Below are 15,008 nucleotides of genomic sequence, written 5' to 3' on the forward strand. Positions count from 1 at the left end.
ATAATATGAATATTCTTATACTTATACTTATACTTATACTACATACTACATACTACATACTACATACTACATACTACTATGTATATGTGTCCAGGTATATTATTAATATAATCTATTACTTTTAAAATAACTTAAACCTTATTAATATAAGTTATAATTATTATCTCTTGTTTGTATTATTAGTATATATATAAATATAATAAAATTGATTATTACCTAGTAAACTATTCAGTTTAAATAACTAAAAAATACCATATATGATTAGGATTATAGTAAATTAATTAAAAAAATATTAAACAAAATAATACTTATTTTACAATCAAATACTTTAATTTTATATAATATAAAAGATTTACTAAAGATATAGCGCCAATAAGCTTTAATATTAAAGAAAATTTATGTATCATTATATAGCAATTAGTTATTTAAAAACATTTAATTTATTTATAATAACTAAATATTAGAAACAATATTTCTATGAAAATTAATATTTTCTGTAAAAAATTTTATAAATAAAATTTATTGTTTATATTTTTAATTGAAAATCAATAAAAAATAGTCTATTTTACTAGACATTTTATTATTATAGTATTCTACTTTAGTTAAGGTAAATAGCAAATATCTCTATGAGAATAATTTGTAAAATTTATTTTTAATTTTTTAAAATTTTATTACTATATTCAAGAACATTTATTTTATTAAAATAAATATTATAAAGTATGTTGTTATCCATAAAATCATCCTACATTATACTACATAATAACAAGTCATTTTATATTTTATATGTAATAATAAAAATACAAATAAATATTAGAATATCCAAATATAACTCAATAGTAAATAGTTAGATAGTCGCCAATGACTTGTATAATTAAAAAATTATTTTTTTCTAGATCGTTCTAAAGAAGAGATAATTTCATCTCTTGCTGATTGAGAATTACTCCAACCCTGCACTTTTACCCACTTATCTTTTTCTAGATCTTTATAATGCTCAAAAAAATGTAAAATTTGAGCAAGTAGTAACTCAGGAAGATCATTGATTTCTGTAATATTATTATATTTTTCTGTAATTTTGCTATGTGGAACAGCAATTAATTTATTATCCTCGCCTGATTCATCAATCATTTTTAGCATACCTACAGGACGACAACGAATAATAGAACTTGGCTGTAATGGATAAGGTGTAGGCACTAAAACATCCACTGGATCGCCATCTAAAGATAAAGTATGATTAATATAACCGTAATTACATGGGTAGAACATAGCAGTAGGAATAAAACGGTCAACAAATAAACAACCAGTGACTTTATTTATTTCATATTTAATTGGAATAAAATTAGAAGGTATTTCAATAATTACATAAATATCTTCAGGAACATTTTTACCAATAGGAATATTTATTAAGCTCATGTCCACTTCCTTTATGACATTAATAACATTGTAATAAAAAAATACATACATATAAAACACGTTGCTATAAATATACACATATTTTCTTGAGAAAATAAGCTAACGTTGAATTGATTATACTTATCTTACTAAAGATAATTGTTGTTTATATCCAGAATATATTTATAATAATGAAAATAACTAGTTATTTTCTATATGTTTATAATAATAATTTTATTAAACTAAAATTTTTTTTACTAAAATATAATTAGTCATTATAGAATATTCTATATATAATGTTAATTGTTTTTAATTAGTCGATATATACACAATATACTATATAGCTATAGTATATTGTAATGCACTACAAATACTTAAAAAAATTATCTCTAAAATATCGACTATTATTAGTCAATATTTTACGTTTTAAAAAACGTTATTTATACTTTATAAAAGTAGATAATTTTTATCAAGTTCAAATTATTATTTTTTACTGCTTAAAGTCAATGATTAGCATGTTCTAGTTTAGAACGCTGATAAAAATTAGATAGAAAAACAATTTCTAATTAATAATATTTTATAGTTATAATGGTATTTATATCAATAATTAATAAAAACAGAGTATTTTATTTGATTTATACTAATGAAAAAAAAGATTAGTATAAAATACTATTATTATTTTGCATATGTTCTTTTTATTTAGTAATTTTTTTATTATATACTTTTAATTGCCCTAGTTAATAGTATTTGAATAATTCTCATAGAGAAATAATTCTAGTATAAATATACGTAATGTGTTACTTACATAAGTGATATACAAAATAAGCAATAAAATTCTGCTAATTAGCTTAATGCTTACATTAGTAAATTAAATATCATGTCTATAGACAATATCAATACTCATAATATAAATAACAAATGATTGGTTACTTTTATATTATCTTATAATATTTATCTGTCTTTAACTACTTAACTACTTAACTACTATATATTTTTATTAAAAAAAAACTAAAGAAAAATAATTTTTAAATTAAATAATTATTAAAAATAAGTGATCTATATAACTAATAAATATAACATTATTATCAATTCTATTAATTTTACCTTACATATAATGTTACCTTAATATACAAAACAAATATTATGATACAATAAAATACTTTATAAAGATATGCTGTAATGCGCTCAAACTATATTAATATTTAATTAGAAATTATATTACTAGTAGTATTTTACTATAAACAAAACCAAATAGGTTAAAACTTATATTTAAAGAGAATATAATTTATTTAAATTTAATAATAAAAATATTATATACTATACTTTATTATTACAATATATTACAATATATATACAATAATTACAATGAATACCAATAACATTACAATAATCTGTATGAATAGTTACTATAAAATATTGACTATTTATAATAGAAATATTTTGTATATAAACTACAAGGGTTTGTAATAAAACACTTAAGTTGATTAACCAATCTATTCCTTTTGATTAATTTTTTTAAAATAATAGACAGATAAAATAGGTGAGGTGTCTGAGTGGCTGAAAGAACATGCCTGGAAAGCGTGTATACGTGTAATCGTATCGAGGGTTCGAACCCCTCTCTCACCGCCATATCTTATCTAATATTAATATTTAGTAAAACATATATATGTAGATATATATTTATTAAAAATCAAACTTAAAAAAGAAACATTTACATAAAAAATATAATAATTTTAATTTAAAAATAAATTTTATTTAAATACTTAAAAAGTAAGATTTTCTCTCATGAGATTTCTATAGTTATTTTAAAAATATCTCCTTATATAGAAAATAAATTTATAAACATAACGAATAACTATATGAAATATTTTTCATAAAATACTTTATATTCATAAAATACTTGATATAATGATAAATAATCAGTCTATAGTATATAAATCCATGATAAAATTTATAATTATAAGTTTATTGTAACAGTAGTTAAGATAATCTTTGTATTAAACATCTCGAAGTATGTAAGGTATATATACCTTAACATTACAAAATATATTTATTCTATTATTAAAACTAACAGGAAAATTAGTATATAAATATAATCATTCAATAATTAGGTTTATAATTAATATTATGTAAGTTACTAAATTTAGTATTGATAGTAATATCATACATTATGTAGTTTACACTATCAAGAATACAGAGTAAAATGCATTAGTATTATATGAAATTATATAAAATTACTAGATTAGAACAAAAATAATAAAATAAATAAAATTATTTATTAGTACTTAATAATTAAAGCACGAGTAAATAAAGAAAATATACACTAAATAGTTTAAATATCTTAATTGAATAGATATTAGTAAAGTTACTATAGATAGTTTTTTAATATGTTTAAAATGTATTAAGGAGTATTAGACTCTGTCTTCTATAGGAAGGTTATTTTCAAAAAAAAAACAATAACAACGATTATGGGTTTGATTTTAAAAATAGCTTAATTAACTTCTAAATAAGACTAAAATTATTTGGTATTATTAAATAATACTTACAGTAATAATTAAGTCTGTATACAAAAATTAAATAACTTTACCGGAGTATGAATAAATACTACCAAAACTATATATTACATGTTAGTCAAACAAGAAATAATATAGTATTTTCTCTATCTAGTATTCTATATAAAATAGTATCATATATTACGTGCCAGATAGAGACTTTAATAATACCATAGAGATAAACTCTATACCATGAATAATAGTTCAAATTTCTTTAATAAGATTATACTTATTAAAAATTATAATAAAATAAAAATATGAATCCTTTAAAAAGATATTTTTAGTAAAATCAAATAAACATTTTGCTATTTTATAGTTTAAATATAAATATTATAGATTAAATAATATTCTTTGACTTAATTATAGAGTAATACTTAGTAAGTAATATCATAGATAAAATAATCTACTTAATTAGTTATCTTACGTCATTAATATAATATTTTTATAAGTTACAATTATTGTGTTGAGTATAAATATAAAATGAACATTATACTAATGTTCATTATTAGAAGTAATTATAGAAAATATAAATTTTCTCAGCAATTAATATTTTTAATAATATTACTCACAACACCAAGTATTTACTAAAATATCTATAAAACTAAAAATTTTATTACTTTTATTAACATATTTAAATTAAATTTATTTTTTAATACCATTGGGTATAATTAAAATTAAAAATAATAAATAAAATTAAATTGAATAATAATAAAAGATCTAATACAATAAATCGAACAGATAACTTTTTTATTTAACTTTACATATATAGTATTTAACCTTGTTATTATATAATATTTATTATTCTTATTTTATATAAAAAATTGTCATCGTTATTAATTAAACTATATATAAATATATTAACTATAATATACTTCTACAAGAAATTATTAAGGAACTTAATTAATGGCTAAATCGATTCGAGAAAAAATTAAACTAGTTTCACCCGCAGGAACTGGACATTTTTATACCACCACTAAGAATAAACGCTCTAAACCAGCAAAAATAGAACTAAGAAAGTTTGATCCGGTTGTACGTAGACATTTAATTTATAAAGAAAATAAAATTAAATAAATTTAATATAACTATATTATAAGATATTAACTTTTTCTTTTTAAATCTTTTAGAATGTTATTTAATTATATTGTTCACAGTTAATTCACTGTATTCTTTATACTTTTATATTTCCTATAAGGTTATAGATTTTTTATTCTGATAAAACAAGAGTAATAAGTTAAAACCATAATCCAAAACGCTTAATATATAAATGTTTTACTAATTGAATTATAATACAATAGATAATTAATATACCAACTAACCATGGAAAATACTGCCACGGTAAAGCCTTAAAACCAACTAAAGTACCTAGTGTGGAGTATGGAATATAAATACCTAAGATTATAATAATACTTGTAATTATTATAATAGGCCATGTTGCAGTACTTTGAATAAAAGGAATCTTATGAGTACGTAGCATATGAATAACTAACATTTGTGATAGTAAACTTTCTATAAACCAACCAGATTGGAATAATCCTTGCTGTTCAATGCTATTAGCAGAAAAACAGAACCACATAATAAAATAGGTAATAATATCAAAAACAGATGATATAGGACCAATCCATAACATGAAACGGCCAATGTTTTTAGTGTTCCATCTACGAGGTTTATATAAAAATTCCTTATCCATATCATCCCATAATAGAGCAAATTGGGATATGTCATAAATAAAATTTTGCAACATTAGCTGAATCGCCATCATTGGCAAAAAAGGAATACAAAAACTAGAAACTAATACTGAAATTACATTACCAAAATTAGAGCTAGCGGTTATATTTAAATATTTAATTATATTACCAAAAGTTTTACGTCCAGTTATAATTATCTCTACTAGCACCATGAGATTTTTTTCTAATAAAACAATATCAGCTGATTCTTTAGATACAGCAGCTCCTGTATCCACTGAAATGCCTACATTAGCATCTCTTAATGCTAGAGCATCATTAATAGCATCCCCCAAAAATCCTACAATATGACCATTACTCATCAGTGCTTTAAGTATACGAGACTTATGACAGGGTGTTAATTTAGCAAATATAGTACGTTCTTCTACGAGTAAAGCGAGTTGTTTATCAGATATCTCTTCAATTTGGTAGCCTAATAAAGGCTTATGTAGTTTTAAACCAATGTCCAGGCAAATTTTTTGAGTAACGACATGATTATCACCAGTTAGTACTTTAATTGTAACACCTTTTTCATGTAAGGCATTAATAGCTTTAACAGCAAAATCTTTTGGTGCATCAAAAAACGTTAATAACCCAAATATTACTATATTTTTTTCGTCACTACTACTTAATGGAACTATACAACCTTTTATACCAAAATCACGAGTACCTATCATAAGTACTCGAAATCCTTGTTTATTGTAAAAAGTAACTAACTGAAGCAATGTATTGCGCACTTTATCATCAAGAGGTAAAATATTACCATTATTATTGATATGGGTAGCAATTGTCATCATTTCTTCAACTGCGCCTTTACAAATTAACGTATGCCGACAGTCTTTATCACTGATTATAATAGAAAGGCGTCGACGATTAAAATCAAAAGGTAACTCATCAATCTTAGTAAGATCTACAATATCTCTAGTATCATGTAATGTTTTAACAAACTTTGTTATAGCGAGATCTATAGAGTTTTTTATTCCACTTTGATAGTGGCTATTTAACCAGGCTAAATGTAATATTTTTTTATTTTCTCGTCCATTAATATCAATATAATGTTTAAGAATTAAACAGTCTTCAGTAAGAGTTCCAGTTTTATCAGTGCATAATACATCCATAGAACCTAAATGCTGCATTGCACTTAGATTCTTTACGATAACTTTCTTGCGAGATAGCGAAATTAAGCCATGAGCAAAGTTAGCGCTAATAATTATAGGTAACATTTCAGGAGTTATCCCAACTGCAACCGATAATGCAAATAAAGCCGCATCAGCCCAACACCTTTTAGTTATACCATTAATAATAAAAACTATTGGTACTATAAATAACATAAAGCGAATTAATAACCAACTTACTCTATTTATTCCATGCTCAAATAAATTTTTTTCGCGCTGATTTACTAAATATCTTGTTAATGAACTAAAATAAGTGTTTACACCGGTTGCTAATATAATAGCCTTGGCAGTACCGCTAGTAACATGAGTTCCCATTATACAGATATTAGATAGTTCCAATACTCTTTCTATATTATCAATATATTTTTCCTGACTAAGTGTAGTATTTAAGTGATTTTTTTTAATATGAAGGGGCTTACCAGTTAATATAGATTGGTTAACAAGAAAATTATCAGACTCAAATAATTTTATATCTGCTGGAATGATATCTCCAGCAGATAAAAGAATTATATCTCCTGGAACTAATTCCTGCAAGATAATATCTTTACATTGTCCTACTGCACCTGCATAAGGCCGACGTAAAACAGTAGCAGTAGTTTTGACTGTATATTTTAATGCATTTACGGATCTATTGGTTTGTAATTCTTGATAAAAACATAGTAATCCACTTAAAGATACCATAATTAACATGACTATTATAGGTATGATATTTGGTTCTTTATGATGTTTTAACGGTAACCAATAATCTATGAAGAAACTAGTTACAGATATTACTATTAATATAAAAATAAATGGATTATTTAATGATCTTATTAGCTTCCCCCAAATCATAGGCATTATTTTTTTATGAGGAACTTGATTTAAACCTATTTTTAATAAACGTTCTTGTGCATCTTGCTCTTCTAAGCCATGTATGCTAGAAACAAAGTGAAGAAAAGTTTGATCTATATCAATAATAGACTCTTCTACAAGAAAATTATTATTCTTGTTATAATTTATATAATTAACTTGTTCAGTGATTTTTTTTATGATTGGGGCCATAAATATTCATAACCATCTGTAAATGTACAAACAGACCATACTCTAAAATAGAGATATTATTTTTGGCTAGATTATCTCATTAGGAATAAATACAAATAATTATACTTCAATATATTTAGAAAATATTGACTAATATAAGGACGTATAAAACCAAAATATACTTAATATATTTAAGTTATTTTAAGTAAGTTATCACAATAAATTATTTATATTATAGTACGCAGGAGTGTTATATAATAATCTTAAAATATACCTATTAATAAAGATTATAATGATAATTTTAATAAATAATCTATAATATAGGATATTTATATCACCCATTAATACTATAATAGTGGTATCTCAATTAATAATAGAGAATATCATTACCCCTAACTTATTAAAACCATTACGATTATTAAAATAAATATCTAATTATACCAGATAAACCTATTATTAACTAATAAAATAATATTTATACGATTCTTAGTATTTTTATATATATTATTAAAATCAGAAAACATGATACTATAGATTATATATACGATTATAGTAGAGTACTAATCTAGTAAAATAGAGGCCATTGTATTAAGAAACAAATATTTTATTTTATAATATTATACTTTTAAAAGTATTTAACCTTTACTAGACTATAATTTAGCTTATTAAGATGACTTAATAAGTTTTTTTATTTTATAAAAATATTCCGTGAAACTGATTGTATCCAGCCAGCTAAAATAGCTTTTGATATTATACATTATTTAATGATATGATATTATATAATATTTATTATTGCTATTTTATGGATTATTACTAGTTTAAATGTATATTTTTTTAATAAAAAATATACAGCTAATGCAGTCATAATTTATTCATTATATAAAATTAATTTCAAATTTAATAAGTACTAATAGTAGTATAAAGTAAAAGAAATTTTTAGTAAAATAAATAAATTTTAATTTTAGTATATGAGTTATAATGTACCCTCGAGTACATATTAATTTATTAAGTACTATTTATTTTCACAACTAATAAATAATAAAATGTAATACATTAATAATTGCATATGCTAAATATTTAATAATACAACATACTAACATTATAAGGAGTTATTAGTCCTATAATTTGTAAAATATTTTCTATATTAATAAAATATTTATAATATTATATTTTAATTATTTTTATATAATTACCTTAAATTACTATTCATAATATTATTTCTATGGTATTTGTTATATAAAATTAAAAATTACAGGGTAAGAAAGAATTATTTAATCATGCTTTGTTCTATATTTTAAATATAAAAAGTTAAACTACAAATACTCTTAACTTTATAAATTAATATAAAATTAATAATTATTTTCATATTAATTTATAAATACTTATGAAAATTAAAATTATGCATCCCCTTAACGTTATCTAAATAAAATTAAGCAATTAACTAAATTGCGTTATACTAAAATAGTCACTAGGTAATTTAGGATTACATACTTTAAATTTATTGTTATATTCATACTTTACTAGTACTTGTCATTAAAAATATAACAAATTTATTATTTTACTGAATTGGAAAAAGCATCTATATACTTATAAGTATAATTTGATAATAAATGTAAATATATATTTTACTATAAAAACCTTAGATAAAAAAAATATATATAAAATAATCTTAATACTTAAACTATTTACCTCTATAATATTTTATATATTAAATCTTCTTATTATATTTTTAATATATATTTATATAATATACATTTAATCTAAAAATTTTATAACATAAGAATATAAAAATGATATTTTACTATATATAGATAGTAATTAGGAATTACATTATACTTTTATGTATTGTAATAATAAAATAATATTATGTTAATTTTTGCTCTTCTAGTGATTAGAAAATATAATAAAAAGAAAATAAAATAGAAAGAGATTATTTACCTCACTACAGTAATATCTAAAATGTATATTAGTTAGTTTTTATATTAATGAAGATGATGATTTTGTATTAGATCATATTTTATTACTATAACTACTAAAGTTCAGTTAAATAGAATTTAATACTTAAATTAAAAAAGATAATTAATATAATTCTGCTATAAACATATAAATATTATTTATATATTAAAATCACAATTATTAAAATTATATTATTATTAATAAATAAAAAAAATTTCAGTAGTCATGCAGTTATTATTGCTATATTAAATCATTAATTGTTATGAGATTTTATTTTATATAATCAAGGTAAATTTTATGATCATTGTAACAGGTGGAGCTGGTATGATCGGCAGTAACCTTATCAAAAAGCTAAATAATATTGGCTATAGTAATATTATCGTAGTTGATAATCTTAAAGATGGTACTAAATTTACTAATTTAGTAGATCTAGAGATAATTGATTATTTTGATAAAAATCAATTTATTGAAAATATTATATCTGGTAATTTTTTCACAAAAATAGATGTTATTTTTCATGAAGGTGCTTGTTCGTCCACTACTGAGTGGGACGGTAAGTACATTATGAATAATAACTACCAGTACTCTAAAATACTTCTAGATTTTTGTCTAAAACATCATATTCCATTCCTATATGCATCTTCAGCGGCTGTCTATGGTTTAGAGAAGCAGTGCAACGAGGAAAGTAAAGACGAAAGACCATTAAATGTTTATGGATATTCTAAACTACTTTTCGATAAATATGTTAATTATATCCTACCACAAGCAAAATCACAAATTTGTGGTTTTCGTTACTTTAACGTGTATGGTCCGCGTGAAAGCCATAAACGTAGTATGGCTAGTATTGTCTTTCATTTGAATAATCAAATAAACAACGGTGAAGATCCAACACTTTTTGAAGGTAGTGATATTTTTAAACGTGATTTTATTTATATAAGTGATGTTGTTGATATAAACATATGGTTCTGGCAAAAAAATATTTCGGGTATTTTTAATTGTGGTACTGGCCGTAATGAGTCCTTTCAAGATATTGCCTATGCTATCTTTGCGTACCATAATAAAGGAAAAATTAGATACATTCCTTTTCCAGATAAATTTAAGGGATGTTATCAAATTTTTACTAAAGCTAACACAGCTAAATTAAGAGCAATAGGATATGATAGAGTATTTAAAAATATAACAGATGGTGTCTCTGAATATCTTACGTGGCTGAATAAAAATTCAATATAACATTAAACAATAAAATATAAAATACTGTATGAAAATACTAGTTATAGGACCTTCCTGGATAGGAGACATGATTATGTCTCATAGTTTATACCGAACCTTAAAAGATATAAATCCTAATGCTGAAATAGATGTTATGGCACCAGACTGGTGCCATGCTTTATTAACATATATGCCAGAAGTAAATCAAGCTATTGAGATGCATATAGAACATAAAAAATTAGCTATCAATGAACGTTATCGTTTAGGAAAAAGTTTACGTCAAAAAAAATACGATCGTGCATATATATTACCTAATTCATTTAAATCTGCACTTATACCATTTTTTGCTCGTATTCCTTTTAGAGTAGGTTGGAAGGGTGAAATGCGTTATGGTATATTGACACATGTACACTATCAGATTAATAAAAACTCATTTCCATTGATGGTAGAACGTTATATTGCATTAGCTTATCCATCACACCTAATTAAAACGGCAGAAGATTTATCTAAACCTTTACTCTGGCCAATATTAAAAGTCATGGATAAAGATATTATAAAAACAATGGATACATTTAACCTTACAAGTCATCGCTTAATGATTGGTTTATGTCCAGGTGCTGCATTAGGTATAGCAAAGTGTTGGCCACATTATCACTACACTGTTGTAGCTCAAAAAATGATAAAAAACGGGTATTATATTGCTTTATTTGGTTCATATCAAGATAATAATATCGGAACAAACATCTATTACGCTCTAACAAAATATGAACGCAAATATTGTTCTAATTTTATAGGAAAAACTAATTTAGAGCAGGTTATTATATTAATAGCAGCTTGCAAGGCAATAGTTACAAATGATTCAGGTCTTATGCATATTGCTGCAGCTCTCAATAAACCAGTAGTTGCTCTTTATGGACCTACCAATCCTTACTTTACTCCTCCATTATGTAAAAAATCAATTATAATACACCTGAGTACTAGTAATATTAAAATTCGCAAGCGTAATTCAAATTATAATGACTACCATTCTACTCTTGTAGATATTCACCCTGATATTGTAATTCAAGCGTTAAAAGAATTATTGTTAAAGGATGATTAAATAATTATGCATGTCTTGATAGTAAAAACTTCATCAATGGGTGACATACTCCAAACGTTACCAGCATTAACAGATGCTACCTATGCAATACCATCAATTAAATTTGATTGGGTAGTAGAAGAGGGATTTTCAGAAATACCTAGCTGGCATCCTGCTGTTGATCGAGTTATTCCTGTAGCCATTCGTCGTTGGAGGAAAAATTGGTTTCATGCAGCTACTCGTCAGGAGCGTTATCGTTTTAAAAAAGAAATTCAATGTAGAACCTACAATGCTATCATTGATGCTCAAGGACTAATTAAAAGCGCAGCTCTAATAACACGCATTGCAAAAGGTCCTTTACATGGACAAGACTATCGAAGTGCACGAGAACCTCTTGCTAGTTGGTTTTTTAACCATAAACATAGCATAAGCAAAACAAAACATGCTGTAGAAAGAATGTGTGAACTATTTGCATTAAGCCTGGAATACAATCAACCTAAAAGTGTAAAAGATTACGGTATTTCAAAACATTTCTTTAAGTATCTAACGAAAAATTGTGGATATTATTTAGTTTTTGTATATGGTACAACTCGTAATTATAAATACTGGCCGGAAAATAACTGGCGTCAATTAATATCTTTAATACATTATATCGGTATAAAGATTAAACTTCCTTGGGGGACAAAAATTGATCACCAACAAGCTTTGCGTTTAGCAGATGGCTTTGAACATGTAGAGGTATTACCTCGTTTATCGCTCCATGAGATAGCAATAATAATTGCAGGAGCAAGAGCAGTTGTATCGGTAGATACAGGTTTAAGCCATTTAGCTGCTGCTCTTGATATACCAAATATAACTATATATGGCCAAACAGACCCGAAATTAATTGGTGCGTATGGAAATAATCAAGTAGCATGTTGTTCGATAAATAAAAATATTAAAGACCTAAGTCCTGATATGATTGTAAAATTATTATTAATTTATATAACAACTTAAAGTATGTTTATAAAACAATACTATTGTACCATCATTAACTATATAAAATTAAAATATATTATATACTTTATTAATTGTAAACACTTAAATAAGTAGTAATATAATTACTTATATCTAAAATATGCACAGTATATAAAATAATTTATTATTCATATCTAAAATTATTAATTATTAGATGGTTTTTAGTAAAATTTTTTTCTTATTGCTAGTATATTTTTATTGTTTATATATAAAAAATATATAAGATTAAGAATAAAAAATAAGTTATAAGTATAACAATACAAGTAACAAATTATCTGATAATATCTATTATTATTAATCTCTAAAATATTAACTAATATCACAGAAATAAAAGATTTTATTTTAAATGACTTATATTAATTTTTAGATTTATTATACAACTACTTATAAAAGAACAGCATAAAAATTTTACGAAAAAACAGTAAGGAAATACATTTAAATATATCTAATTTTTAATTAGGGATGGTATACACATACTAATGATATAATTAGGTCTACTCAAAAAAGAATATAATAGGTATGATTTAATAAATCCAGAAATTATGATATATAAAGAATATTCAAAATATTATAAGGAATAATCTACTTGTTATTTAATTATTTTGTATATAAAATATATTATATATTTAACTTGTAATACCAAAGTATACATAAAATTAACTATAAATTAATATATAATCATTCATCAATAATTTGCATTTAATAATAAATATATTATTTAATATCATTATATATTATAATCTTAAGTCTTAAAACTAAAAAAATATGCATGATATTCATTTACAATATACAATTAGCTATAAATATACATAAAGAATAATACAGAATTATTGTATATTGCAAATTATTATACAATAAAATCATCCTTATATAATATTATTAGGATACTTATATACAAAATTATTTTGTAATTATTCTTATATATTATACAATGCCGAAATGGCGAAATTGGTAGACGCAATTGATTCAAAATCAATCGTTGTAAAACATGCCGGTTCGAGTCCGGCTTTCGGCACTACAAAATTATAGAAAACATATTTCATAATATTAAATTTTTCTTAGAGAAAGAATTTTGAGATATAAATTAATTTTAATAAAAATAAATATTTTATTAAAATTAATATTAACTTTTTTACTAAACAATATAATTCTTATAGAAAGATTTTTTATCTAAATTAAAGCAAGTTATATAATATTAAAAACTTTATCTATAATATTAATAGTTTGCTAATAAAAAGTTCTATGATTATTAATCATTATAAGATTATTAATATAATGATAGGTTATAAAATAAAAAACGTTATTTTACTAAATTATAATTATTATATTAATATATTAAGAATATTGTTCTTGAAAGAAAAATAATTTATATTATATCTTTTAATAATTAATTTTATATAAATTAATGTCTCATACAGTAAAATCAATACTTAAGTTTTAATGCAATAGAATAGCTTATGTGTATTTATTAAAACTAGTTTATAATATTATTCGATATATCAACTTTAATAACGCATTAGATAAGATAAATATAATTACTTTCAATATAATAATTATTATAAATCAATATTAATTTTATATCAATATTGCCTCGTATGTTAAATGTATCTAACTAGGTATATATACAAGCAAGTAAATTCTCATATAATATCTTATATTATAAAAAATATATTACTTAGCCTATCGATGAATAATACATTAGCTCTATTATTGTACTTTAAAATGATAATTCTCTATAGTTGCTATTAATTAATTTATTACTTTTATTATTTTAAAATAATGGATAATATTAATAGAAATATAACAGCAATATATTACTGTGTCTTTTATAAAAAAATCTTATTACATATATAGTTTATCAAAATATTTTAAAATATATATATGATATATA

General features: G+C 22.6%; 6 protein-coding genes and 2 tRNA genes. 6 read left to right on the forward strand and 2 right to left on the reverse strand.

Annotated features, from left to right (window positions below; all coding sequences use genetic code 11):
- Positions 1-879 precede the first annotated feature (879 nt).
- Positions 880-1,410, reverse strand: a complete 531-nt coding sequence (ppa, locus tag K0T98_RS02055; protein ID WP_225639209.1) for an inorganic diphosphatase — start codon at positions 1,408-1,410, stop codon at positions 880-882.
- A 1,518-nt stretch (positions 1,411-2,928) separates the two neighbouring features.
- Here ppa and K0T98_RS02060 point away from each other — a divergent pair.
- Together K0T98_RS02060 and rpmG are read left to right on the forward strand one after the other, a co-directional pair.
- Positions 2,929-3,018: transfer RNA gene (locus K0T98_RS02060), tRNA-Ser, on the forward strand.
- 1,826 nt (positions 3,019-4,844) lie between these two features.
- Positions 4,845-5,012, forward strand: coding sequence for a 50S ribosomal protein L33 (gene rpmG / locus K0T98_RS02065; protein WP_225639210.1), 168 nt, complete (start codon positions 4,845-4,847; stop codon positions 5,010-5,012).
- A 160-nt stretch (positions 5,013-5,172) separates the two neighbouring features.
- Here rpmG and mgtA read toward each other — a convergent pair whose 3' ends face one another.
- Positions 5,173-7,878, reverse strand: coding sequence for a magnesium-translocating P-type ATPase (mgtA, locus tag K0T98_RS02070; RefSeq protein ID WP_225639211.1), 2,706 nt, complete (start codon positions 7,876-7,878; stop codon positions 5,173-5,175).
- A 2,232-nt stretch (positions 7,879-10,110) separates the two neighbouring features.
- Here mgtA and rfaD point away from each other — a divergent pair.
- The 4 genes from rfaD to K0T98_RS02090 all read left to right on the forward strand — a co-directional run bounded on the left by rfaD (position 10,111) and on the right by K0T98_RS02090 (position 14,132).
- On the forward strand, positions 10,111-11,043 hold the full coding sequence (gene rfaD, locus K0T98_RS02075) for an ADP-glyceromanno-heptose 6-epimerase (RefSeq protein WP_225639212.1): 933 nt from the start codon (positions 10,111-10,113) through the stop codon (positions 11,041-11,043).
- A 28-nt stretch (positions 11,044-11,071) separates the two neighbouring features.
- A complete protein-coding gene (gene waaF, locus K0T98_RS02080; protein ID WP_225639213.1) occupies positions 11,072-12,121 on the forward strand; it encodes a lipopolysaccharide heptosyltransferase II in 1,050 nt (349 codons plus the stop codon).
- 6 nt (positions 12,122-12,127) lie between these two features.
- Positions 12,128-13,096 carry a lipopolysaccharide heptosyltransferase RfaC gene (gene rfaC / locus K0T98_RS02085; RefSeq protein WP_225639214.1) on the forward strand — a complete coding sequence of 323 codons (969 nt, stop codon included), beginning with the start codon at positions 12,128-12,130 and terminating at the stop codon, positions 13,094-13,096.
- A 954-nt stretch (positions 13,097-14,050) separates the two neighbouring features.
- A tRNA-Leu gene (locus K0T98_RS02090) sits at positions 14,051-14,132 on the forward strand.
- Positions 14,133-15,008: the final 876 nt, after the last annotated feature.

The organism is Candidatus Profftia sp. (ex Adelges kitamiensis), assembly GCF_020342455.1.
Classification (GTDB): Bacteria; Pseudomonadota; Gammaproteobacteria; order Enterobacterales; family Enterobacteriaceae; genus Profftia.

What these genes read in the sequence shown, in the direction of transcription:
- ppa (WP_225639209.1), bottom strand. Translation starts at nt 1,410, where the DNA reads ATGAGCTTAATAAATATTCCTATTGGTAAAAATGTTCCTGAAGATATT.
- rfaC (WP_225639214.1), top strand. Translation starts at nt 12,128, where the DNA reads ATGCATGTCTTGATAGTAAAAACTTCATCAATGGGTGACATACTCCAA.
- mgtA (WP_225639211.1), bottom strand. Translation starts at nt 7,878, where the DNA reads ATGGCCCCAATCATAAAAAAAATCACTGAACAAGTTAATTATATAAAT.
- waaF (WP_225639213.1), top strand. Translation starts at nt 11,072, where the DNA reads ATGAAAATACTAGTTATAGGACCTTCCTGGATAGGAGACATGATTATG.
- rpmG (WP_225639210.1), top strand. Translation starts at nt 4,845, where the DNA reads ATGGCTAAATCGATTCGAGAAAAAATTAAACTAGTTTCACCCGCAGGA.
- rfaD (WP_225639212.1), top strand. Translation starts at nt 10,111, where the DNA reads ATGATCATTGTAACAGGTGGAGCTGGTATGATCGGCAGTAACCTTATC.